General features: G+C 40.0%; 22 protein-coding genes. 10 read left to right on the top strand and 12 right to left on the bottom strand.

The features are described 5' to 3' along the window. From R7R78_RS17000 to R7R78_RS16955, 10 genes are all read right to left on the bottom strand, one after another. Positions 1-251 (bottom strand): transposase (locus R7R78_RS17000; RefSeq protein ID WP_206937370.1); only part of this gene is annotated, 251 nt, incomplete at its 3' end. 34 nt (positions 252-285) lie between these two features. Next, positions 286-801: an SMI1/KNR4 family protein gene (locus tag R7R78_RS16995; protein ID WP_203347280.1), complete on the bottom strand. Its 516-nt coding sequence runs from the start codon at positions 799-801 to the stop codon at positions 286-288. A gap of 351 nt (positions 802-1,152) precedes the next feature. After that, positions 1,153-1,560: a hypothetical protein gene (locus R7R78_RS16990; RefSeq protein WP_025767067.1), complete on the bottom strand. Its 408-nt coding sequence runs from the start codon at positions 1,558-1,560 to the stop codon at positions 1,153-1,155. Positions 1,561-1,635: 75 nt separating this feature from the next. Continuing rightward, positions 1,636-2,022, bottom strand: a complete 387-nt coding sequence (locus tag R7R78_RS16985) for a hypothetical protein (protein ID WP_025634012.1) — start codon at positions 2,020-2,022, stop codon at positions 1,636-1,638. A 2-nt stretch (positions 2,023-2,024) separates the two neighbouring features. Continuing rightward, positions 2,025-2,432 carry a hypothetical protein gene (locus tag R7R78_RS16980; RefSeq protein ID WP_025634011.1) on the bottom strand — a complete coding sequence of 136 codons (408 nt, stop codon included), beginning with the start codon at positions 2,430-2,432 and terminating at the stop codon, positions 2,025-2,027. Beyond that, positions 2,429-3,784, bottom strand: coding sequence for a hypothetical protein (locus R7R78_RS16975; protein WP_025767068.1), 1,356 nt, complete (start codon positions 3,782-3,784; stop codon positions 2,429-2,431). The genes R7R78_RS16980 and R7R78_RS16975 overlap by 4 nt, the downstream gene beginning before the upstream one ends. Positions 3,785-3,836: 52 nt before the next feature. Next, entirely contained in the window at positions 3,837-5,477 is a 1,641-nt protein-coding gene (locus R7R78_RS16970; protein ID WP_203347292.1) for a DotG/IcmE/VirB10 family protein, read from the bottom strand. A gap of 12 nt (positions 5,478-5,489) precedes the next feature. Next, positions 5,490-6,566 carry a DotH/IcmK family type IV secretion protein gene (locus tag R7R78_RS16965; RefSeq protein ID WP_025634007.1) on the bottom strand — a complete coding sequence of 359 codons (1,077 nt, stop codon included), beginning with the start codon at positions 6,564-6,566 and terminating at the stop codon, positions 5,490-5,492. Between the two features lie 59 nt (positions 6,567-6,625). Next, the gene (locus R7R78_RS16960; protein WP_025634006.1) at positions 6,626-9,340 is read right to left on the bottom strand and encodes a type IV secretion system DNA-binding domain-containing protein; all 2,715 of its coding nucleotides are present in this window, start codon (positions 9,338-9,340) and stop codon (positions 6,626-6,628) included. 1 nt (position 9,341) lies between these two features. Further along, positions 9,342-10,964, bottom strand: coding sequence for a hypothetical protein (locus R7R78_RS16955; RefSeq protein WP_025634005.1), 1,623 nt, complete (start codon positions 10,962-10,964; stop codon positions 9,342-9,344). A gap of 708 nt (positions 10,965-11,672) precedes the next feature. On the opposite strand from R7R78_RS16955, the gene R7R78_RS16950 reads away from it, so the two are divergent. From R7R78_RS16950 to R7R78_RS16925, 6 genes are read left to right on the top strand one after another with little or no spacing between them, the layout of a single operon-like run. Next, positions 11,673-12,035, top strand: coding sequence for a hypothetical protein (locus R7R78_RS16950; protein WP_025634000.1), 363 nt, complete (start codon positions 11,673-11,675; stop codon positions 12,033-12,035). A 5-nt stretch (positions 12,036-12,040) separates the two neighbouring features. Then, positions 12,041-12,418 carry a hypothetical protein gene (locus tag R7R78_RS16945; protein ID WP_025633999.1) on the top strand — a complete coding sequence of 126 codons (378 nt, stop codon included), beginning with the start codon at positions 12,041-12,043 and terminating at the stop codon, positions 12,416-12,418. 9 nt (positions 12,419-12,427) lie between these two features. Then, a complete protein-coding gene (locus tag R7R78_RS16940; RefSeq protein WP_025633997.1) occupies positions 12,428-13,117 on the top strand; it encodes a DotI/IcmL family type IV secretion protein in 690 nt (229 codons plus the stop codon). Further along, complete coding sequence (locus tag R7R78_RS16935) at positions 13,114-13,734, top strand: DotI/IcmL/TraM family protein (RefSeq protein WP_025633995.1); 621 nt, start codon at positions 13,114-13,116, stop codon at positions 13,732-13,734. The genes R7R78_RS16940 and R7R78_RS16935 overlap by 4 nt, the downstream gene beginning before the upstream one ends. Beyond that, positions 13,731-14,609 (top strand): hypothetical protein, encoded by an 879-nt coding sequence (locus R7R78_RS16930; RefSeq protein WP_025633994.1) that lies wholly within the window; start codon positions 13,731-13,733, stop codon positions 14,607-14,609. The genes R7R78_RS16935 and R7R78_RS16930 overlap by 4 nt, the downstream gene beginning before the upstream one ends. 6 nt (positions 14,610-14,615) lie before the next feature. Beyond that, entirely contained in the window at positions 14,616-15,392 is a 777-nt protein-coding gene (locus R7R78_RS16925; RefSeq protein WP_025633992.1) for a TfoX/Sxy family DNA transformation protein, read from the top strand. Positions 15,393-15,591: 199 nt separating this feature from the next. Here the strand turns inward: R7R78_RS16925 and R7R78_RS16920 are convergent, their stop codons facing one another. Beyond that, on the bottom strand, positions 15,592-17,835 hold the full coding sequence (locus tag R7R78_RS16920) for an ATP-dependent helicase (protein WP_025633991.1): 2,244 nt from the start codon (positions 17,833-17,835) through the stop codon (positions 15,592-15,594). Positions 17,836-17,953: 118 nt separating this feature from the next. Between R7R78_RS16920 and R7R78_RS16915 the strand changes: the two genes are divergently transcribed. The 4 genes from R7R78_RS16915 to R7R78_RS16900 all read left to right on the top strand — a co-directional run bounded on the left by R7R78_RS16915 (position 17,954) and on the right by R7R78_RS16900 (position 22,100). Continuing rightward, entirely contained in the window at positions 17,954-18,559 is a 606-nt protein-coding gene (locus R7R78_RS16915; RefSeq protein WP_025633990.1) for a transglycosylase SLT domain-containing protein, read from the top strand. A gap of 2 nt (positions 18,560-18,561) precedes the next feature. Beyond that, complete coding sequence (locus R7R78_RS16910) at positions 18,562-21,177, top strand: DNA topoisomerase (RefSeq protein ID WP_025633988.1); 2,616 nt, start codon at positions 18,562-18,564, stop codon at positions 21,175-21,177. A gap of 15 nt (positions 21,178-21,192) precedes the next feature. Further along, positions 21,193-21,714 (top strand): hypothetical protein, encoded by a 522-nt coding sequence (locus R7R78_RS16905; RefSeq protein ID WP_025633985.1) that lies wholly within the window; start codon positions 21,193-21,195, stop codon positions 21,712-21,714. A 74-nt stretch (positions 21,715-21,788) separates the two neighbouring features. Continuing rightward, entirely contained in the window at positions 21,789-22,100 is a 312-nt protein-coding gene (locus R7R78_RS16900) for a hypothetical protein (protein ID WP_025633984.1), read from the top strand. Between the two features lie 635 nt (positions 22,101-22,735). On the opposite strand, the gene R7R78_RS16895 is transcribed toward R7R78_RS16900, so the two are convergent. After that, positions 22,736-23,620 carry a hypothetical protein gene (locus R7R78_RS16895; RefSeq protein ID WP_025633983.1) on the bottom strand — a complete coding sequence of 295 codons (885 nt, stop codon included), beginning with the start codon at positions 23,618-23,620 and terminating at the stop codon, positions 22,736-22,738. Positions 23,621-23,762 lie beyond the last annotated feature (142 nt).

Below are 23,762 nucleotides of genomic sequence, written 5' to 3'. Positions count from 1 at the left end.
CGTTCAAATACGCCAGCATCCCGCCACTCCTGAAATCGGCGATGAGCAGAGCTTGACGAGCATATACCGGTGGCATTCAGCGCATTCCACTGGCAACCCGTCCTGAGTACGAAGAAGATGGCGTTCATTGCAGCGCGATTATCAACCCGCTTGCGGTGCGTACCCAGAGGATGGTGAGTTTTATGCTCCGGGATGAGAGGAGCCATTTTCTCCCAGAGTTCATCACTGATTTGCCACTTGTTGCCTGCCATACGTTGCCCTCAGAAATTATCGTTATTCATTATATTATACGATAATTCCTTTTGGGATAGGCTCTAAATCCTTCTTGAAGTTAGAAATTAATTCAGCTAGAGAATCGGCAAGCTTTAAAGCGACCTTGTAGTCATAATCTATGAGAATTACCTGTCCGAAACTACCTTCCTCTGTTGGACTTAAATCAACGCAAATTAAACAAGATGAACAGTCATCCGCAATTGGGATTCTACTTTTGCCGAAGGTATACTCTTTATCTATACCTTTATCGGTATAACTGAGTACGTTTCCATCACCATCATGGCTATAGTTTTCTACAAGGCTTGAGGTCTGTCCGATAGAGAGTAAAGCGACGCCATAAGCAAAATTTGCTTGCTTCTCGGGGTCCTGCCCTTTAGATGTTTTGTACAGTTCAACTAAATCTTGTGGTAGCTCTCTACCCACATTACAGCGAAGCAAATTTATTTCTTCTTCCGACGCTGGCTCTAAGAACGCATCAGCAACTAGTGGTGCTTTATTAAGTATTTCTTTTCTTACTTGCTCGAACATTAATTTTCCCTCGTTTTCATTGTAATCTTCGGGTTTGAAAGAATAAGCTTCAAAATCGAAGCGATGGTATTAATCTATTTCTTCTGCACTGCTCCAACTCAAATACCAGAAGTCTTAGTTAGAATGAGTACTAGTTATGCGGAACATAGGAAACTCGTATTACCCCTATTAATTAGAGGTAATGCGAAATGCGGTTAACTTGAGCGAGTATGAGCAAAGAAAGAGCCGTTTCCTAACTTCTAAATTTCTCTGTTTCATGGGCATATTTGGGTCGGAGAGTTTTGACTGCTCATCACCGTGTTGCGCGCATTAGTGTAAAACTGGTAGATTAGAATTTTAATAAAATAAATGTTACATCTCTAGATTTTGAACGAATAACCCTTCACGATTCTTATACTTGTTAACGGCTCTTATATCAGTAGAAACGTAATCACCACCTTTATTATCAACTTGTCTAATCTCGTATCCTCCGCAATGAACAGAAATATTCGCTTCTATTGAATGCTCATTTTTTGTTTCACCATTTACTTTCTTTGCTGACGAAACCCATTGGAAGCAAAACCTATCTTGATTATCTAAATATTCCGTAAGAGCAACTGATGTCCCTTTATCCACTTCGAAATAATCAATTGATAATATCTTGGATATGCCAGGATATTGGTAAGATGGGTTCTCTACTGTTGGTTCACTTAGTTCGGTTTGATTAGCACAGCCAGCAATAACTGATAATGTCGATGCCATAAGTAGTATTTTCTTCATTTTTGTTCCTTGTAGATGATAAAATTAGCCCCACGATCTATTAACGCTTTCGATAGTGGGGTTGTGTATGTTTATCTAATTGTTTACGTTTTGAAGGTCACGATAATCAACAGACTCATCAGCACTTGAGATGCTTGCTGCCTCACCGAACATTGCTATGTAAGCACTTGGGAAAGTCAAAGCGGCCCCTGCTATACCACAGATTAGAACGAATTTTCCTACGCCCTTACTTTGTGGTGAGCTTTCTCGGCTATTCCATGCCCAGGTTGCAAGGCTAATGACAATCATTGCAATACCAATCCATAAGCCTATGGTATATGTAGCACTACCACCTGCAGCTGAAATTGCATCCACGTTTTTTGCAGCTTGCTCTAGCTTTGTTTCATTGGCTGCCATCGTAGTTACAGAGGTTAGTGCTAGAGCGATACCCAGGGCACCGGACCATTTCGTTAGTTTATTCATAGTTACTCCGTGCTATCTCCTTCATCGAAGATATAAGTTGTGTTAGAAGAGAGGTTTGCCCGACCAGATGAGTCGAGTGTTATTGGGTCCACTGTGTCACTAAAGGTAAATACCTCACCCACTAGATCTAAACCACCGTGGAAAGTTAATAATGCGCCAGCTATTGAGAAGGATATTGGCCATAGAACAGAAACATCATTATCCGCTTTGTTTGCTTTGTACCAACCGATGAAACCAAACACGACAAGACCGAGGCCAAGTACTGCTCTCAAATTCCAGAGAACTGCAATCCAAAGTCGAACATGTTTAATTACATTTATTCCGCCATCTGCAATGGTGGAGTTATGCGTTTCTGAAGCGAATGAACTACTGGATAATGTGTAAACAAACATCCAATACCACTTTTTCATCGAAGCGCTCCAATACAGTAAGTATCTGAACAGATTGTTCCGTCAGCCGAGATTTCTCTAACAGTTCCAATGAAGTCGTAGTATTTTCCTTTTTCTACGGAAATAGTTCTTTCGCCAGAGGTCTTGGTAAGATTTACGACTAGCGCACTGTTTAGGTCCTGCGACTTAGTGATCATTGCGTAGTCAGGAAGAAGAATTCGCCCATCCTTGTATGTTACTCCCGTACTTGGAACTACCATTTTTGGCGCTTCTATTGGCTGTACTACAGTCGAGCTAGATGCTATTGCCATCGTTGGCTGTACTACTTTGCTATTTACTTCTGTATTTTTACCAATATGTTGGGTGGTAGTCTTAGCAACCTGTACTGCCGTTGGCTTTGTAATCGATTCTTTAGCAGGTTTTACAACTTTCTTTTTAGACTGCTGAGAGCGTCGAAGGTTGGCTAGTTCAGTCGGCGTGTACTCCTGGCGTTCTTTATCAATAAAGTATTTGCTGCCAATAAGTAAAACTCCGTCTTCTCCCTCACCTTTAATGTTGGTGACTTTATGGTTGCCAATTTTTGATTTGAACGGCTCACTTTTGTAAAGAGTGATGTAATGTGGAGAGTTATCGGATCTATCTGGTGCACGTACAGCAAAAACCCCCTCAGCAATCTCATCCACAACGTTGAATTCTTTTAAGCGTTTACGCTCACTACTTCGCGCTGCTTTCGTATGTCCGTTTGAAAGGCTATTGTTTAATTTAGCAAACTCGCCTTCAAATGAATTTACATCGCTTTCCAATTTATCCAATCTATTGGTTAAACTAACGTTAAAAGTTTCTTGAGCAGAATTAAATTGATGATATGGCTTCAATCTCATTGTAATTGAGTCATCAATTTGTTGCTGTAAGGTCGAACTGATCGTCTGTGTAATATTCTGTGACGCAGCTTTCGAGGTTGACTTCACAATCTCACTTTTTTGCTTACCAAATTCATCCTTTACTTTGCTAGGAATGTCTATTTTAGTAATGATTGATTGAGCGATTTCTTGTCTTTGTAATTCAGTGATAGCACCAAACTCTTCAGACTTAGTAATCACATCTATTTCAGTCTTAATGAGTTCAGGCAATGATTGCCTGAGAGCGGTGATCTCACGCTCAAGATTTCTCTCTAGCTTTTGTATTTCTTCTACTTTGGAAGGGCCTCCAAAATCTGGTATCAAACCCATTTTATGTGCAGCTAAACTAGCACCACCAACAAGCAAAGTAGCTCCTACGACATAAACGAGTAACTTTACTTTTGGCTTTGCTGAGCTGCTTTGGCTTTTATTCGCTTTGCCAGCATTTGCGTCTTGAGCTTCGTTATCGCTCATGATGATCGCTCCTTGTTTTTAATTGAATAATGTATTATATAAAAGATCTAAATTAATTCCATAAACGAGTTTTGTTGTCACTCGGGATTGATACATTTTGCCCAATATTCGATTTGCGAATTTCAGAGCTTAGGTCAGTTTCTTCGGAATTAACTTCTGTTAGTCTATTTTGCTCCGCCATCATCTTGAGAAGATCGCTCTGATTCGGAGTTTGAATTTCATCCGTTTCTTGTACTTGATTCTCAAACAATAAGTACATAGTTTGACCTTTCGGTATCTCTACCTGAACAGGTCTTCTCGCATTATCGTATAGGATAGGTAAAAAGCCTTGTGCAGCTTTGGCGATACTATAAACAATTCTGTCTCTCGTATTATCAATCGCACCTGTCGAAGTTGTTGTTTCCCCATTTGATGTTGTCACTGTCGTATCAATGAGTGAATCCAAAAAACCTGTCATAAACAAACCAGCAAACATGCCACCAAACCTCTGGATGTAATGGTGGTCTACTTCACCTTCTATAAGCGCCTTTTCAGTTTCAGCAGATAATACCCAAGCTTTTACAGGGATTTGTTTCCCATCTCTAATAACAGACGTTACAGTTAAGGCAACACCTGGAGCTTGTTCTATAAGCTCCATTTCACCGAACGCAATACTACCTTCTGCTTTTCCGGTTAATAAACGAATTCTGATTGGGCCAGGAATGTCTGAGTCGATAGGCAAGGTGGTACGGGCATAAACCAACTCACCTGCATCAAATACTATAGACTCTTGGTCTACTTCAACTGGTGGCTGTCTATATTTTTCATTAGAGGTTTCTTTTTCATTGTCCGTATACCCAACTGTGTTTTCTTTCTTATAATAATTAGGATGAATCCCCATTTGAGTCTGACCTCCATCAGAACGATACAATGCTGAGGCCACTTCTTGTTCTGCATCACTCGGGTCAAAAACGAACTGTGATGTTTTACTATAAATGTCAGCCTTCTTACTATAAGTGATTTTGTACTTTTCGCCTGTATCTGGTGCGTAAGGGAGACCTGAAAATAATGCTTGTGCACCTTCTGATATCTTTTTTTGTCGCTCAGCTTCTAATTGTATCAACCGCTGTCGCTCAGCATCGGCTTTGTCGTTTCGATTCTTTATTTCTTGAGCCTTTAAACTCATTTTAGTCGTTGCTAGTTCGTTTCGGAGATCTTCTAGCTGGCTTGAAGTTTCTATATCTTGTTTAGGCAACGGTAATTTTACGTCTCTACCTGCACTATTCTCTTCTGTATCTGAATTTGTCTTTTTAGACTCAGCATCTTTGCCAGACTTAACTTCTTGCCCCAGGGGATCAACCTCCTGCGACTTAGGCTTGTCAACTTCGGTTTTTGTATCTGGTCCCGTTGCTGATTCTTGTACGCGAGTTTTACTGATATGGCTCTCGCCATTAGTAGCAGCCTGTTTACGCGCGTTCTTCTCCCTTTCTTCGGTTTCTTTAGCGATAGGTGAATTTTCAGGAACACTGATTGTCCCATCAGTTGAGTTCTTAATCACATCGTCAGTTTTAACGACAGGTCTACCCGCTGTTTTATCACCTTTGCCCGAAAGGTCTTCTGTAACTTGATTGGAAGCCATATAGATTGCGTATCCAATCCCTCCGGCGGCTACTACAAACAAACCTACAACGATTGCTATTTTTTTTAATTTCATCGGTGAGAAGCCTTATAGTTCACTTGTATCCACAAACGCTTTTACTTTCTGTCGACCATCGCTAAACCAATAGAATGAACGGGGGTAAAGCTTGTAAAGGTTGTAATCACCGACACTTCCCTCTCTTACCAAAGAGCTACCTTTGCTTCTTAAAATGGCTGTTGTTCTGATATAAACAAATTCATTATATAAATAGGCTTGGCCATTGATTCCTTGCAATTTAGTTTCTTTGGCACCAGGCACACCTGTTGTCGTACCTGAAAGAAAAGAAAAGAATTCTGGACCAGCTTTATCAAGATCTACACTTGAAGTAGAACGGTATTGTATTGGCTTGGCGTTCGGGCCAATTAGTGGAATGATCACTTGTCTTCGAGAATTGTAGTAATCTGTTTTTTCAGAACTAATCATGAAAGGAATAGTTGTATCTAAACCCTTCAGCTGAAACCAGCCCGAATGAGTTACTCCAGGTAAACGAGCTTCCAAGCTATATGCGTTACCGGGTGTTTTTCCAGCCTCGAAGGCTCCCTGAGCTCCTAGCTTAACATATACAATAGGCCAAGGAGCTCCTGTCTGGTCGAAAAATGAAATAGACCCAGGGAAGCCAGGGTACACCTGCAAAATTAACTCCTGAGGTAGTGAAGGATCGAATTTAATCGTATCAATTAGACTTTCCGGGGGCCTTACTAAAAGTTTATTTTCTGCAATTAGCCTCTGCCTTTCTATTTTACGCATCCTTTCAATAAAAGCAGGGTCGGAGTTCATTTTCTCACTTTTAATGATGTCATTCTTTTTATTCTCAGCCCTCAGTATCTCAAGTCTGTCTCTATTTTGGTAATTACTCTGGAGTTTCGAGTATTCTAGATCTGTTATGTACGTCTGAATTGCATTTTGTTCATACACCTCAAGTTCACGCATGTTAATCAATATATTTTCTATACTTCCATATTTCTTTAACAATGCATCCGCAATTGCAGCATGACTAACTTGGTTAGTTTGATTAGCTTGAGAAAACGCCGACAATGACAACACCACCGCACTTACTGTTAAGCGGAAATAGGCTTTCAGAGAGGAGATGTTTCTTGAGTGCATTGGTAATCCTTGAAGTTTAACAAGCGTAAATATATTTCATTTGTGTATTAAAAACAACCCTACTCAGACAAACCTAACGATTGTAGTGTTTTCTCTACAATATCACTGACTTCTTCGTCGCCGAGAGGCTCTGATTGGAGTTCTTCTTTAGGATATTCCAATATGTCCTTGACTTGATTGATCGCCGCCTCTGTGGCTCTTTCAGCATTAGGCTCATCTAAACCAGCTAACAAATTTATATCTATAGTAGTACCAGAGATAGTGCCTTTATTGTTCTCCTGAGCGCTTTCAAGAAATGGATCTGATAGGTTAGATGAAACATATCTACTGTTATAAGCGATATCCAACTCGCCGTATGCATCATTGTCAAAATTAGCAAGGTCTACTTCGGAGGTCTCTTCGTTCGTACCTAAATCTTGAGTGGATAAATATGCTGGTGGCGAAACAACTTCTTCGCTAGTACTGTGCTCAAAGGGACCTTCGGCATAGAAGTTGTTGTACTGCATAATTGAATCAAAATCGTGTTCTTCTTCTGGCCAATCCTCATCACTATAGGTGTTTTCAAAGTCATTAAAATCGAGCTCATCATTAAAGGCTGAAACTTCTTCATTATAAGCCTCCATAGAGCCCATAATCTGTACTTCAGCATCTGTTTGTGCAAGACCAACAAGCTCTTCATCGAATACATCTACTGATGATTCTTCAGGTCGTATTTCTTCGACTTCTTCAATGGCGCTCTCCGTTATCAACGTTGCGTCTTCTTTAATTATCCCTAAACCAATAGCCATCATCATTTGTTTAGAGATGTTTTCAGTGAGGTTTAATGCTCTTACTTCAGTTAGATTATTTTTTAGCTCTAAGAACTCCAACATTTCGACATTGCTATCGATATAATCGTTGGCCTGTTGAACATATTCATTGGATTTTACTAACTGCTGCCTCTTAGCCGTTTCTACCTCATCGTCAGAAGGCTCAAGCACCTGAGCAAAATAGTTCAAACGAGAAGTTTCTACATCTGGGAAGTCGAGTTTTAATGCTCGGAATGGGTATACATCACCACCAAAAATGTATAAGCCTTCTCCAGGTTCAGCACTAGCAAGCATCTTAGCGTTTACAGTATCTTTTTCTTCTACTCGGACATCATCGTTATCATGGACCGCCCCAGCCAAATTATTCTCTATTCTATCCTGACGGGAACCAAATACCTTGCCAGTTCGACCAAGCGCCAACTGTAACGATTCACCATGGTCTTCATTTTTAAGAATGAATTTATTGTTTAAGTTGCCCATTAGTGCTTCATATTCATCCCGGCCGCAAACCTTCTGGAACATTCCGGCTGTCTGAGCTCCAAAAAGAACGTGAAAACCATATGAACGAACCAAGGCAACAATCATGTAAAAACCTTTAACCGCATACATTCCGTACTCATCAAAGAAAAGTCGTACAGGATATCTAGCACTGGAAGGTCTATTGTCTACTGTAGTAATTCGAGAACCTTGTAGCTTATAGCCAGCAGCTCTCATTAAAATAGGCCGTAATCCCTGCAATAGAAGCCTACCCAATGCTGCAACGGAATCTGGGTTTTTGGCAATGGAAGGAAGCAGAACTAATAATACTCGCCCCCCTAAGCATACATCCGTCATATTTACTTCCGAAAGTTTTGTCACGAATATATGCCCCATGGTTTCACTCAAGTCAGCCATGGTTTCACTAATCATCATCACACAATATGTGTGCTGTTCATCTGCTTTACTATTAAGATCAAGGTTGTCTATCTGTTCCTCAGTCATATCAAATATGGCATCACTAATAGAAGGCAAGGTTTTTAAATACTGCTGGAGTGGTTGTCGGTACTTTAAAGGCACATCTTTTCGCGCTGCCTTTTTGAGCATAGTTTTAATGACAAGAAAGTTTCGAACCACTTCGATGTTTAAATCTAAGCCTTCCACATCCCTTTCGTAAGCAAGATACTGATATGCTCCCCCAATCATAGTAGAACTACGACCTTCCCAAAAAGAGCTATCCCCTCCATCCGTTTCACGCCCTAACCCCATGGTTATAGTCTTCATCTGGTCAGGGGTTCCCGCATTTAGAATATTCATGTTATTCGAAATGCGATCGTCGTCGTGCATGTTAGTAGTATCTAAGGAGTCCATGGGAGTCAGAAAATTGAGAACCAACAAATCGTGGAGTCTATCTAATCGTTTCAAGATAGCGAAAATTGTCCAAAACAATTTTATATCCGCCTTACCATCAACTATGACTGCTGATGTTCCTCCTGGCTGGAGAAGTGCTTGAAATAGCAATGTCAGTATAAGTACAGTTTTACCCGAGCCCGTACTGCCCATGACGAGTGTATGTCTTGTTTCCATATCCGGGTTGGATACGAGTAACCTACGTAGAAAAAATTCAAACCCGAATATTAATGTACCGTTTCCTCTTTTACGCTGGGGAATAAGATGGCCAGCTTTAACTGCGTCTTTTAACGACTCCTTTTTTGAAATAAACTGCTCCCACTCCGGCGCGTCAAAAGGATATTCATGCTTCTCTCTTGAGTTTGTAAGCTTCAGACAAATTGCAAATGCAAAAATAAAGTCCCCATTTTGAGGGAACATAAACAAAGCAATCCCGCATGCAGCAATTAATAAAGGAAATGACACATTTACTGCTGACTGTATTCGCATCCACATAGTGCGAGAATCACGATGAAAGAGCTCTGGGTTATTCAGTTCAGGGTTTGTGTTTAGAACCGACTGCTTCTTAAAACTGGCCATACTAATCAACTTCCTTGTACTGCTTCATTAACTCAGGAATATCCTCATAAGGGTCATTGAAGACTTTCTCATCCTTTTCTATATCGACACCTAGTGACTTTAGAATCTGTTTTGCCTCATTCTCTCGGCCATCAGCCTTTTTCTCTATCTCGCTGAGATCAAATAATCTACTAAATTCATCCTCATCCATGTTCAGGAGGTCTTCTCCTTTCTTACCTGCTGTTAATATTCTCTCTGCATTAATGTGAAGGTCTTGCACTGCTCCTAGGACACTTGGAATTGTCATTCGAAATCCGGCTTTTCTTTCCATAAGAAAATGCGAGCGAGTACCACTTGCTTCTAAGAAAGGTGTTTCTCTGCCGATAGACTGCAATACCATTCCTAAATTTCGGTCATGCTTAGTTACCCAAGTAAACTCGTTTCCTGCAATACGGTTTACATCTTTAAAGAGAAGCATCAACGCCCAGATTACAGTAGTAGAATAAGCATGCTTCTTTGTTACCATTGCATAGAGGATTTCTTCGAATGTACGGGTTGTCTTTCCATCCATTTTTTCCTTAAGCTGTGTAAGAACCTTTCTTTCAATACCGTTAAATAAAAGTATTGTGTCTTCGATACTGCCAGCGTAAGGGACGCCATCATTCAATAAAGTTGTTGGACGAAAGCCACCTATTATCGCTCCTCCTCTCTTAAACTTATCCGCTTCATTACCCTGTTTATCTACATATTCAATTGGAATGGTTTTCCCATTATCATCAAACAACCGTGCTAGTTTATCTTCCGAATGTAGTTGTTGCGGTAAAGGACAGAGGAGAAGCCTCTCTAAGCTGATAGTCGCTGTTCGAGAGCAAAACTCTATTGTTGAGTCTTTCGGGTTCTCGCAGTAATAGAAGTAACAAATAGGCCTAAAATTGCTAACAAACCCCGTTTCTTTTTGCATTTCTTTGTCACGTTCTATTTCATCTAATGTGACACCCAAAGGAGGATTTGCTGTGAGCATTTCGTAAGGAGATACACCCATAGCGTATCGGTTTTCATAGTCAGAGCGATTTTCGAAATTGTAATCATGTGAATAGTCACAAGGGTTTTCACCCTCTAAACGTTCTTTATATTTAGGAAACATCCAGCCAATGGAATATCCCATCAATTTATCGTAGAAGTTGGGCGGTACTATACGTTTTAAATGAGGATGAACCTTGGAAGCAGCCCGTATCATTGATTCAACGTTGTGTTCTTTTCTGGTTTTAGAGCGTATTGAATATTCTTTACAACCTAAGTAGATCAGAGCTAAAGCGAAGGGCCATTTAAGTATATTTCCGAAAATAGAGTCGTAAGCTCCAATATACTCGGGTGTAATCATCGTATAATGCAATTCTAATATTTGATATAGCCCCTCCTTAAACCCCCATCCTTGAAATCCTGTTAGCCAAGAGGTAGTTACAACCACGAGGTTCTCAAAAGCAAAAAATGTAAACATCTGAGCTATCTTTAGCATTCTCCACACAAAAGCAAGTATGTGGAAAAAGTGCGCGTAAACCCCGTAACCCATACCTATTGCTAATGCTAGAGCTAGGGCGACTGAAGCATTCAACTCTGATTCTTTTTCTGGCGTACGCTGACTCATAACTTAGGAATCCTTAAAAATTATGTTTGTGTCATCAATACGTCGCTCTTTAAGAATCATTTTTAGAGAATCATACTTTCCTTTGGTCAATGGAATGGGTAACACAAGCCGTGCCCTTAGACCTTTTCGATGAAGTATAAAGTTTACGGTTATGACGAAGTAGTAATAGAGGAAGACAACACATCCGAAAGTCGTTAAAACTTTTGCCGAAAAGTTCTTGTCGGAAGCTGTTAACGATTGCATAGCTTGAGTTATTTCGAAGGTTAAGACGATACTGATCACACAAAATATGACCGAAGCTCCGACAATCGCTTGCCCTACTAAATGTGACTTAAGTACTGGATGTATCGTTCTGAACTGTTTCCACATTCCGATATATGTGACGAATAAACTAAGTACCGGAGCAAGAAGAGAAACTCCACCTGAAACAGGCATTAAGAGTAATGAAAGATACTGTAGAAATATTAAAGTTAACATTTTTGCACCGTTGCTTTTAATCCATTTAAGGCATATATTTTTCACATCATAGCAAATTTATCAACGGATGGAATGGTTTTAGCTAAACGAAAACAACCAAATCTAACATCTCGGTCAACCCTCAAAATCAAATCAACCAAACAACCAAACAACCAAAAATATGGCATTGCTTTTCATCCGTAAAAGACATATATTTTTGTGATTATAAAATATGTCATAGGTAGTAGTAGTTTGGAGTCACTGTTAGGAAGCAACGTCATTTTGTTTTCTCAAAAAGAAAAAGAAACTTTATGCATTATCTCGAATGTCGAATATGGACGCCGTGTTGCTGAGTTACAACTATCTTCGGCTGATAGCTACAAACCTGTTTTGAGTATTCTTGTCTCTATTGTCGATAGTAACCATCCAGAGTTGGACACCCTCGATCGCTGCTTCCTTGTTAACTCATCAATCTCTACAGATTCCATTGAATTAACAGAGCTTTTAGAAAAGTTTAAAAGCTCAACCCAGTCATACCAACAAACGATAGAGATTGATGGTGTTGAATTTTCCTATCTGCGCAAGGAAATAGAAAGGTTACAACTAATAGGATAAATGTAATGGAAAACGAAGAGTCTGTTGGCTTTAAATCAGTTACCCAATCTGCCGAGTTAATTATCCATGCAGGGTCTTCTCCCATCCCAGGAGAAGTCAGAAGCCGCCTAGAAAAGATACCAAGTATAAAGCCAAGACCAGCGCGCAGAATAATGGGTGTGAAATTGGCTGAATTGGGTGTCAATAGAAACCCTTATGTTGCAAATAGAGCAACTAAGGCTTTACTTGCACTGACTTCAATTACGTGGGGCCTCACCCTGCTTTTATTGACTGGTTCGCTGGTTAATTTTTACCTGCTTGAAAGAATAAATATCAGCGCTACCTCCCATGACGCAAGGATTGAGCCTACTGGCAAGCCTGTACGCATCGGTAACTTGGATTAGAGGAAGGATATGTTTCGCTCATCCGTAATTAAGAATCATCGAGGGCTCCTATCTGGTTTCGTAGTGCTGGTGGTCATTATCTATTTCTTAGAGTTTGCACTAAACACTCTTACAACAAATAAATCTGGTTACTACAAGATCCCCACTTACAACGATAAGGGCATTACCCGAATAGTTCCTCAGGTCCCATTAAGTGACCGTCTTTTTTCTGACTCTGAAGTTATGGATTTTGTAACTGAAGCTATGTACAACACACTCTCTCTATCTTTCGATAGTTATGAATTGTCTATGACAGAATCAGCATTACTATTCTTTACTACTTCTGGCTGGAAGTCATTCTCAAGCGCAGTTCAAGAAGCAGAAATTTTATCAACCATTTTCTCTAATAAAGAAATTATTGAGTTTTACCCTACCCGAGCGCCTTTTATGGAATACAGTGGCACAGTTGACGGGAAAATTGATGGAAGATTCACAAAAGATGCCTACTGGGTATGGCGAGTTAAAGTTCAGGGCAAGATTATGAAAAAATCTTTGAAGGTTAAAGACGCAACTGAAACTGAGCTCGAGGCTATTCAGAATCAAAGGCACCAGGCCGCTAATGTAACTTTCTGGCTTGATTTACAACGTGTGCCAAAGGGTAAGGGGGCAAGTGCAGTTAAGATCATAAGTTCTTCTAATTGGGATGTTGATTGGTTATGAATATTCCACGACTTATTCGCATACTTAAATTCGACTGGCCATTTGTGCTTGCTATCGTTTTATCTGTTTTAGCTATTTTTAAACTTTCCGAATTCAATGAAGAACTATTAGGGAACCCGGATAGAGTTTTTCTTTATTCTGATGGTAATGGTGGTTACACAAGGGCCTTTGTATCACGTGACCCACGCTATACAGACGAGAAGGTTGTCAGGTTTCTTCGTCGTATGGTGAGCTCATGCTATACCGTCGATTATAAAACCGCTCAACACCTAATGAACGGTGAACGCGATAACGATTATGCCAACTGTATTGAAAAGCACTTTGCGCCAATAGCCGCCACATCACTGTTCAATGTTTATCCTACTGACCCTATGATTGAGGCGATTCTTATGTCAGAAGGTAAGGCTAACGTTGTTGTTCCTTACGATCCTATCGTTACCTTAAAGAACAAACCTGGTAAGCCTTTAGTTTGGGTAGTTGAGGTTCCGATAATGGTAACAGTCCAATCGGTATCAGGAGACCAAACAACCTCATTCATTGCTCACTACACAGTTCTACCTGAACCTAGAGCGGATAACGCAAGTTCATTACTCATCGACAGGGTGGTTTTTAGATGAACGTTAAAGACCTATTCAATTTTATTAGTACAGCTTTGGGGAAGACTCCGTTAACAGGAAGACAAAGTTCGAAGTCTACTGAGGATAGCTTTGTTAAAGGGGATACCTTTAGTTGCCAATCAATACCCTCCAGCGAGGTTAACCGTAACCACGATGCCGTGTTTGAAACAGATAAACGTCATAATTTAATCTATGACAATTTTAAGTCTGTCCAGCGATCTCCATACTACGCTCTGGTTTTATTTTTCTTAGCTATTGTTGCATTTTTATACGCCTTGAACCTGTTCATAGATACCACAAAGATTACTTCAACAAACTACTTTATTGCATCAACGACAAGTGATACTGCTGTATACCCAATACCCACAGATAAGCATATCTTGCCGACTAAGGACCAAGAAAGAAACCCTGGCGAAACTTACTCTGAAGAAGAGTCAGAAGTATTAGTTCGTGAATATCTAGTTGATAGCCTTAAAGACTGTTTTTCAATGAACTACTTAAATGCAGCAACAGTACTGTCTAGGTGCAAGTCCAACCATTTGGACTCTGAAACAGACACCCAAGACATATTTATTGAGCTTCTAAGAGCAAGTAACTATATAAATATAATGAAGAAATACCAGACTTCTGCATTACTCCACGTAGACACAAGCTCTATTAAACTTTTGAACAAAGCAATAGCTCAGCGTGAAGCCGTACCTGGCAGCGGCGTTATGCGTAGCCGCGCTGTCTGGATTTACCAACTTAAGATGCATTATACGATGGAGAAAGTTTCTGTCTCTTCTCCCACCTTGTGGCAAGTTGAGATGATCAGAGAATCTGCTTTCAACAAAGAGTTCCCTGTTTCTATCTTCAAAATACGCGATATCGAGTGAGTGAACATGAAAAGTCAAAATAAAGAGCTTCAAGTTAACCCGAGAAACTTTCAACCGTCTTTGTTGCAAAAAAATTTACATAAATCACGCAAAGGAAAGTCAAAAACTAAAAAAGCGTTGGCAAAAGCTCCAAACTACTATAGAGACCTTTTTCAGCCAATTGAAGGGGTCTTTAGCCGACCTTCATTTGGCGAGTTTCAATTCACTTACTGTGGATACATGATAGCTAACCAGCGTGAGGGTGTTCTCAATATCTATGTACCACAAGAAACAGACTCCCCATTACTAGAGTCACTCGAATCATACGGGTTTTATCTATGTAAAAAGTACCCTATTTCTGTACCCAATAGCTCTAGATCCTCAAGACTTCTTATGAAGCGCTATCTTTCAGAAAAAGTATCAGATCAGCAAGCTGTGGAGACAATAATGCAGTTAAAGATCATGCTAAATGCAGCAATAAAAAAACAACAACAAAGTGAGGATTTAGATATATCGGCAATGCCTAGCCTCAGTCCTACAATATTTAAGTCACTAAAAGATATCGGTATAAATAAGCAATCAGAGTTAAGGAAGGCAGACTTAAATGTTTTGTTCCATAAGATCAAAAGTGGAAACTCGAAGAGCTATAAAGGGGTACGCTTGTTATTTCAGCTACATTGCTTAAGAGAGGATACTCAAGTTCCTTACTTATCTAACGATACCAAACAACGCTTAGTTGATTCTTATAATTTTTTCGCCAAAATTAGAGGATACGCCCCTCTGACTTATATGTTTTACAGCTAGAAAATAACCTTGCATTAGTTTCTTTCGACATGCAATTAAACCATCAGTTACAAGGTAACCAGTCGCTCATTAGGCCTCTATTTATTAGTTAGTTTCAAACAGCAATAGATGTTGAATGTATGTAATTCTCCACAAAACATATGGTGACGTTAGCTAGGTATCGTTCACCATACTACAAGTGCTGATTCCCTCATTAACCCTATATTTTAAATCCTTCGATTCTAGTTTCCTTTACCTCTACTGTTAGCTTGGGGTGTGGTAACTGTCCTCTAGCCAGCATTTGAATAGGATTTCCTGTTCGTTTTGTAGTGGTTTCTTTATTACTTTTTTCATACGCTACTTTGGGTGATATTGAAGACTCCCAGTAAAGAAGGTCTACTGGAAGAGCGCATAGAAATTGTAGAGGTTTCCGTGTCTTGAACTCACCGTGAACTAAGCGCCTTTGTGCATATGAGTAAATTAGATCCTTTTCTGCACGAGTGGTGGCCACATAGAATAGCCTAAGCTCTTCATGAACATTGTCTTTCTCATTACCTTTGAAGTGTGCTTCTTCTTCGCAGCCAATGACATATACACGCTTAAACTCTAAGCCCTTACTAGCGTGTTCTGTCATTAACTGAACCGCACTAGCCCCTTGCTCACCAGAATCCACCAGCATGTTAAGTTCTTTGATACAATCATGTAAGTGTCCATGAACCTCAGTGAAAGCAAAAAGGCGCTTTGTTAAGGTAATGACGTTTTGCTCTCTTTTATTAACTTCTGAGATTACTTCTGCTGTCATCTCTTGAGTTTTATACTTCTTCTTAGCGTTATCTATAATTTTGGGTTTGAACAGCTCGACCCAGATTTGATGCAAACCTTCCTCTAAGCCAGAAAGTACTTCTCCCCACTTATTTCTCAGTTCAGAATCACTAAGTTCATAGTTATTTATTTTTGCTAAGTCAGTGATTGAACCGCATTCGAACAATGCTTCTTTGATAATTGAGTGGCACTCCAACAAAGAGGCAAATCCAAGCTTTCTATCTTGAGATTTTACAGTTCCATACGTGGTCATGTACTTACAGTATTCAATAACTGTTAGGTTTTTATCAATGAGCTTTTGGCGCATAGTTACGCCCTTAGTTTTAAGGCTTGCTGCATCAATGACACGTGAAGCAGCCATAACATCCTTCTCATTAGCACAGAAACGTAGGAATGCACTCCAGTCCTTTACTTCTTTACTATCAAAGAAATCCTTGTCGCCAACAACTCGGTATTCTACCCCATGCTCAATAAGTTGAGCTTCAATTGGGTCTTTGATTACTTTTGAACGATACAGAATGGCAATTTCTTCTGGTTTTAATTCACCAGATTCGATAGCCTGTTTAATCTCATTGGCTGTCGTAATTGCCTCATCCTTGTCATTGGCAAATTGTCGGGCAATTGGCTTATCACCCTGAATATTTGCCATTGCTATCATATGTCCGTCTGTAACCTTTTGGTCTTCATGCATTAAGTCAGCAATAGCATTGGCCACATTTACAACTTGTTCAGTTGATCGAAAGTTCTCTCCCATCTGAACAATCTTCATGTCTCCGAATTCTTTTTGAGCATTTAGTAACTGACCGACATCTGCAGCCCTGAAAGCATAAATACTTTGTTTTTCATCACCAACCATAGTTAGGTTATTGCCTTGACCAACAATAAGTTTTAACAATAAGCCTTGGACTGGGTTAGCATCCTGATGCTCATCGGCAAGTACTGCTTTAAACTGGTTTTGCAACCAGGTTCTAAAACCTACATCATGTGTGAGAATTTTTACCGCATGGACGAGAATGTGGTCGTAATCAATAGCATTCAGCTCAATCATTCGTCTGTAGTAGACCTTCCAGATACAAACGCAATGGCTTAACAAGGCTTTCTCATCAAAAGTCAGATTTGGGTTGGTTTTGGACTGGTGCTCGAACTCAGACTTAGGACCACGACCATAGGACAAGGATAGCCCCATGAAGTTTTGAACATACTTTGCACCACCGTGCTCTTTTAAGAACTCATAGTCTGAGTTCGATAATGTTTTCTTAGCTGACTCATTTATTAGTGTAAGGGACTCAGTTTCATCCAAGATAACTAAGTCACTCGATGTATAACCGCACTTTACAAAATATGGGTGTTGCTTTTTGATGGCAGGTTTTATGACTTGGTTTAGTGCAAAGGAGTGCCAGTTACAGATAACAGCTTGATAAGCTTTGATACCTATACGTAAGTAAAGACGCTCTAACATTTCCGCAGCAGCTTTCTTGGTAAAGGTTATGGCACAAAGTCGACAGGGTTCCAAGCCTGACTCAATGAATGTCGCGGCCTTCTCCACAATAACGCGAGTCTTACCACTACCTGCCCCCGCATTAATCATGCAAGGTACTCCAGTCGTGTTGACTCCTTCATACTGACTCGCGGTTAATTTCATTCTCATCCCTCCCATTTAAGTGTTTATATATGGTATTTTAATTCAACCTCAAAGTCAACTTTAGTCTATTGTTTTTTGTTGCTAAATGATATATTTCATTTAACGGAGGATTGCGTCTATGTTTGAATTTTTGGGTGTAACAGCAGCTGACGGTCTTGAGCAACTTAAAGAACCGGAAAGGTCTTATTACGAATATGTAATAGAGCATGGCGACACGGGGCTGTACAAAGCCATGCCGTGGAAAAGTAAACGAGATTTACTTCTTACTTACAAAGGTGAGATTGAAGAGTGTACTTTAATCTCTAGCAAGCTAAACAATATACATCCTAAATACATACGTACAATCATGAGAAGCGAGAATGGTTGGCCAGGAGCTGACCAGAAAGCCAAGAACGGTTCTGGTGATTTAGGAATAATACAAGTTAACCCTAAGGTTTGGGATCAAGAGTTTCGTAAGCTTGGTGTGACTATAAACTGGGAAGACGTCAGAGATGATGTATGTGCAAATCTATTTATTGGTGGTGTCATTCTGGCCAGAAGATTAAACGCAACGAATGACATTTTTAAAGGCCTCGCTAACTACCATCGATATGCAACTTCAGACAATAAATATTTTCATTACTCGTACCGCCTGAAAGCAATGAAGCACTTTGCTGATATTGAATCTGAGTATGGTCGTTGGATTTCTCACCGAATACACGCAGTCAATAAACTAGGAGAATAGCCATGTGGGTCGCTATTGCAGAGAAGTCTTCTCAAGCTGAAAAGATCGCATCAGCTTTGAATCTTAGAAAGCAAGGTGGATTATATTCAGGCTTCTACAAAGGGCAAGAACTGATCCTTTGGTATGCCGCAGGTCACTTCCTCGAACTGTCTCCCCCTACAGAGCAAATACAGAACTTCAGTTGGAACGATCCACGTACTCACGAACGCATCCCTCGCAAGGTTCCTTATAAAGTTTGTCCGGACATACCAGCTCGTGACGGATACCCGGCAAGAAAACCAGGAGAGCGAATCCAATTACTTAAACAGTATGTCGACAAAGCGACTTTAGTCATTGGTGCTACAGACCCAGACCGAGAAGGTGAAGTCATATACCGTAGCATTTTAGATTTCCTTAAATACGATGGCCCATTAAAACGAGTTTGGTTAACAAAGGGGTTATCCAAGGATGCAATACAAACCTCTTTCGATGAAATGGTCGATGCATCTCAATACTACGGCGAATATTTAGCTGGGTCTAGTCGTCGTATGGCAGATTACGCAGCCATGGTTCTAACTGCCACCTACACTTATTACTCAAGAAGGGGAATGCTTGGAAAGTACCTAGGCTCAGGGGATAAGAAAAGCTCAACGACATCTGTTGGTCGAGTTCAGTCGACTGTTGTAGGTTTTACTTACCATCGTCATCAAGAAAGAGCAAACTTTAAATCTGTAACTCACTTTCGTCCGGTACCGCTGATCAGGTGTAACGGCGCTGTAAGTTTTGAAGGCCGATACCTTCCAGAGATAAAAGACTCCGACTATGACTCCCCTATCCCTGGCGTAAAGTGGGATGAAAAAAATCTAGCATCCAAAATATCGCCTGATATGTCTGAGGAAGAAGTCGAGGAGTTAACCATAAACAATAGACCTAAACCTCTTTATATCGACAAATCTATTATGATGGATTTTACGGAAAGGCTTAAGCAAGCGTGCATATTGGATTTAGATATAAATGAAAGTATGGCGACTTCTGCCCCACCAAAGCCTTTATCACTGACCAAACTACAGAGTCTGATTAGCAACGCTAGTGCCACTGATGTCCTCAATGCAGCACAACGCCTATACGATTCTGGTTTTATCACTTACCCAAGAGGTGAAGAACAAGAGATTTCTGACAAAGATTACAACCCTAGGGATATTGCGGACAAATGTACTCAACTAGCAAAATGGGACCAATTTGGCCAAGCCGCCCTTAAAATCGCTGCCATTCAAACGGGACAAGACGATACCTGCGCAAGTTTCAAACCAAGCTGCTATACGCCAGGAGATAAAATACACGATGCTCTAGCTCCTGTTGTTATACCTAAACCAGGAGAGCTACAGGGGCTAGATCTTCAGGTCTTTGAAGAAATTACGTCGCATTACTTGCAAGCACATTTACCTCCATCAAAATATTTAGTTCAAGAAGGGGTTTTAAAATTCGATACCCATGGGCTTTTTGGAGAACCGGTATCTAGTTTCAAGATCACAAAGCGATCTTGTATAGAAACTGGGTGGGAACATTACTTTAAAGGTAAAGAGACCGTCCAAACTATCAGCTTAAACGATTTAGACAAAAGCAATGTTTCAATTCCAGATGTTGAGCTAAAGGAGTCTACTACAACTAAGCCCCCTCTCTTCACTGAGGCCTCACTACTTTTTGCGATGTACCATGCGGCAAAATTCGAGCCTAATCCTATTCTTAGGAATTCACTCAAAGAATCAAAAGGCATTGGGACACCAGCTACTAGGCCAACTCAAATCGCAACTATCTTAATGCGTGAGTTCGTAGCGTATACTAGCAAGGGTAAAAACCCTTCGATTGATATCACCCCAAAAGGGATTGAATTGTATAAGGCACTACCTGATTCATATAAAAGCCCTGGTACTACTGCCAAATGGGAACTCAAACTTTCTGACATGAGTAAACTCCCTCAACGAGAAGCAGAAGCAGCGTCTCTGGAATTTATAAACACTCAAATTGAAAATACTGAAAAGCTAATAGGTTTCCTGAATAAAAACCTGTTTGATAAAACACCAAGAGACGGTGTGAATCCTAACATGCCACTTTCAAACCAAACCAAAGATAAACTTCAGAAGCGTTGTAAAGGGCTCGGACTACCAATGCCCAGACAGGCCTTAGCAAGTGAGGCTAAAGCGAGGCAATGGCTACGAGAGCACCCTTGGTTGGTAACTGACGCTATGCGAAGAAAGATTTCACAAATATGCTCTTTCAAAAAGATCCAGCCGCCAGCGCTTAAAATGACTGACTTTGGTAAAGCTCTAGAATTTATAAAAGTTCACGAAGATGATGTCCCAAGTACTCCATCTAAAAAGTTTCTTGATTACGCAAAACAGTTGGAATCGAAGACTGGCCTGAAAATTCCTTCTCAAGCGATTAGTAACGCCAAATTACTATCTAAATATGTAGAAGAGGCAAAACGTATTAAGAAACCAAGTAAAAAGACTATTGCTGCTATTAACGAGCTGGCTAAAAAGCTAAACGTTAGGGTTCCTGCTAGTGAATTAGAAAATGACGAAAGAGCAAAAAACATACTTAGCCGTATGAAAGCAATGATTGCTACAGCATCAAAATAAGGGGTTCAAGTAGATATGATGAATGATATTCTCAAAAGGTATAATATTCTCGAAAAGTATAAACAGGCGTTCCTAACTTCTGACTTTTATAATGACCAAAAAGTTTTAGCACCGGATGATTTAGTCCCGATGATAAGAGGGTTTCTCCATGCTAATGGGGAAGATTTATTAGTGGACAATCACACTAATATCTCTGCGTTCGCCAAGTCAGTCTTTGCGGAGACCAACCAGGAAAAGTTCGAAAGCTTCTTAACCGAACTAAAGTTACTTGTAGACGAGCTTAATTTAGACTTTAGAGGTTCTGCCGACATACCTAACTATGACAATCTCTCTATTACGCTTAGCTTCGACACAGCAAGCGAAGACCAGATTGATAGATTGATCCGTTTCGTCAGAAATAACCTCACGAATAATTTCCGAGCATCAGGCCAATACCCTTTAGCTGTATGGAAAGCTTTCATTATCTCCTCAGATTGCTGGTCGGTAGAGTTCCGATTCTCACCGAGATGGGAATTTAAAGAAGATATCCAAGGATAGAAGATTTAGAGTTAATGGTGTTAAATGCTGGAGGACATTATCAGTATTGGCAAATCAACTAACTAGGAAGATCTATGCACAAGGTGACTACGATATTAAAAACAAACATTGGGAACGTGGAAGGTTACTTAGATGAGAGCGGTAGCCTGTTTATTCTGAACCCGCCTAAGATTGAAAATCGCAAGCTTGCTCACTTCCTCCCAACACCTTCACAACGTTCAAAAGATGATGTGGAACAAAACCCGAATAACTACCTAAAGGTCGAGGAACCGAGTGAGTTCGAAGGGGTTTGGGAAGTGAGTGGACCAAATGTAGGAAAAGGGGATGCGTTCACACCTTATCCTTTTATGTTTAAGAGAGTAAGCCCCCCATCTGAAGGTAGTTAATACGGCACAACTATATTTTGGGTGGTTTCTTAATTGTCAAGATAAATATTTTTAGGTGCGGTTATTTCTAAATCGAATTAACAAACCGTAATTTGGACTTATAGACAGGGTCTTATTCAGTTAGTTAGTGTTCACTGACTGATATTTTGAATTTTGCTATTTATCCACAAATGATCCTCGAACTGCACCTTGATAAACTTTTTTTATCGCACTATCTTGATACCCGTGAGCTCAAGTAGTTCAGTGCATGGAAGCAAATAGTAGCTGTGCTTAGTTTCTTTCGTGATATTAAACTGGAGCTCAAAATCACTTAAACCCCACCATAGGCAGGGTTTAAGAGAGAAGCCAAATCGAGTAGCTGCAACTACTCATTATGGCTGCTGGGTATCATTCTCGACACCTGACACACGAGACTATAGATCACCAGTAGCCTATTTGGCAATTTTCTTGTTCAATAGTTAATGGTGATTAATATGTACCCACAAAGGTTTATCTATCTGATTATGAGAGTATGGAAAGCAATGGTCTCGGTATTCAAACTCAATCCACACATATGTATCAAAGGGTTAATGTATCTAGTCGAGTTTTTTAGAGACTAATCCATTTGTATGTACACACTTCTTAAGGTGTGTACATTATTTAGACAAAAATGTTAAGTCCGTGTGCTCTAACTTCTTATACACATTTGGGTATTGGGCTCGAGAAATCTTTAAGTTTAAAAGACCTTGGGCTATTTCATCACTTTTAAATTCGGAGAGGTCAAGTTTACTTTGCAAATATCTACCATAATCAAACATTCTATTTACCTTAGCTTGTAATACTCCCAGCTCAACTAGTTGATATTCCGCATCTTCTCTCCAACTAGGCCTACGGCTCGACTGCTTATTCTCATATTCATTTTCTACTCTAGCGGATAAGTACTGAGTCTTACTTAGTATTTTTGCCATTACCAGAACAACATCTATGTCTGCGTTTTCCATGCATTTTGTGAATATGGCTGTTGTATTGGCCAAATCTAGTTTCGGTGGTACAGGCTTCTTACCTGTTCTTTTCGGCATACCTTTCCAAAATTCAATTGATTCGGTGTAGAAGCTAGCCATCTCAGTTGTGTATTTAGTTAAGTCAGACAGAGTTTGAGGTAACAATGCTCTTGCTGCTAAAAGTTGGCTCTCTCGATTCTGTTCTTCGTGATATTTAGCTGCATAAACCGCCAATAAGCTTGCTGTAAAAGCAATCATTGCTGCATTCAGAGTTTGCCAATGAGACCAAACTTCTTGGACATATGACCAATTTCCACCACCATCAAACCATGGCTTTAATATCATCATCACGAAATACACCCCGATCAAAATACAACCAAAGGTAGAAAAGTATACTCTTACAAAAGTATCCAAGAGAGTTTTGGGAGACCCCATTCTTTTCTGTATTGAGCTAAGAAATTCAGTACTGATACCGATAACTTTGCGAAGATAATTGGCCCCATCACGAAGCTTCTCTACCCCAGATAGTTCTTTATCCATGTTGTACCACTCCTAGTAAACAATTTTTTAAAGCTTAAGGTTACCAAATTGTACTCGTTTCTATGCATAATGAGCGCGATACTCAACCACAGTCAACTAAGAGGTTCATAGTTTCGTGTCTATGCTCTAGATAGCCGATTAG

Source organism: Vibrio sp. 2134-1, assembly GCF_033339495.1.
This window is presented reverse-complemented; position numbering and strand designations above follow the sequence as displayed.

Coding starts and splice junctions, on each gene's coding strand:
- R7R78_RS16995 (WP_203347280.1), bottom strand. CDS start 801: ATGTTCGAGCAAGTAAGAAAAGAAATACTTAATAAAGCACCACTAGTT.
- R7R78_RS16990 (WP_025767067.1), bottom strand. CDS start 1,560: ATGAAGAAAATACTACTTATGGCATCGACATTATCAGTTATTGCTGGC.
- R7R78_RS16985 (WP_025634012.1), bottom strand. CDS start 2,022: ATGAATAAACTAACGAAATGGTCCGGTGCCCTGGGTATCGCTCTAGCA.
- R7R78_RS16980 (WP_025634011.1), bottom strand. CDS start 2,432: ATGAAAAAGTGGTATTGGATGTTTGTTTACACATTATCCAGTAGTTCA.
- R7R78_RS16975 (WP_025767068.1), bottom strand. CDS start 3,784: ATGAGCGATAACGAAGCTCAAGACGCAAATGCTGGCAAAGCGAATAAA.
- R7R78_RS16970 (WP_203347292.1), bottom strand. CDS start 5,477: ATGAAATTAAAAAAAATAGCAATCGTTGTAGGTTTGTTTGTAGTAGCC.
- R7R78_RS16965 (WP_025634007.1), bottom strand. CDS start 6,566: ATGCACTCAAGAAACATCTCCTCTCTGAAAGCCTATTTCCGCTTAACA.
- R7R78_RS16960 (WP_025634006.1), bottom strand. CDS start 9,340: ATGGCCAGTTTTAAGAAGCAGTCGGTTCTAAACACAAACCCTGAACTG.
- R7R78_RS16955 (WP_025634005.1), bottom strand. CDS start 10,964: ATGAGTCAGCGTACGCCAGAAAAAGAATCAGAGTTGAATGCTTCAGTC.
- R7R78_RS16945 (WP_025633999.1), top strand. CDS start 12,041: ATGGAAAACGAAGAGTCTGTTGGCTTTAAATCAGTTACCCAATCTGCC.
- R7R78_RS16940 (WP_025633997.1), top strand. CDS start 12,428: ATGTTTCGCTCATCCGTAATTAAGAATCATCGAGGGCTCCTATCTGGT.
- R7R78_RS16935 (WP_025633995.1), top strand. CDS start 13,114: ATGAATATTCCACGACTTATTCGCATACTTAAATTCGACTGGCCATTT.
- R7R78_RS16930 (WP_025633994.1), top strand. CDS start 13,731: ATGAACGTTAAAGACCTATTCAATTTTATTAGTACAGCTTTGGGGAAG.
- R7R78_RS16925 (WP_025633992.1), top strand. CDS start 14,616: ATGAAAAGTCAAAATAAAGAGCTTCAAGTTAACCCGAGAAACTTTCAA.
- R7R78_RS16920 (WP_025633991.1), bottom strand. CDS start 17,835: ATGAAATTAACCGCGAGTCAGTATGAAGGAGTCAACACGACTGGAGTA.
- R7R78_RS16915 (WP_025633990.1), top strand. CDS start 17,954: ATGTTTGAATTTTTGGGTGTAACAGCAGCTGACGGTCTTGAGCAACTT.
- R7R78_RS16910 (WP_025633988.1), top strand. CDS start 18,562: ATGTGGGTCGCTATTGCAGAGAAGTCTTCTCAAGCTGAAAAGATCGCA.
- R7R78_RS16905 (WP_025633985.1), top strand. CDS start 21,193: ATGATGAATGATATTCTCAAAAGGTATAATATTCTCGAAAAGTATAAA.
- R7R78_RS16900 (WP_025633984.1), top strand. CDS start 21,789: ATGCACAAGGTGACTACGATATTAAAAACAAACATTGGGAACGTGGAA.
- R7R78_RS16895 (WP_025633983.1), bottom strand. CDS start 23,620: ATGGATAAAGAACTATCTGGGGTAGAGAAGCTTCGTGATGGGGCCAAT.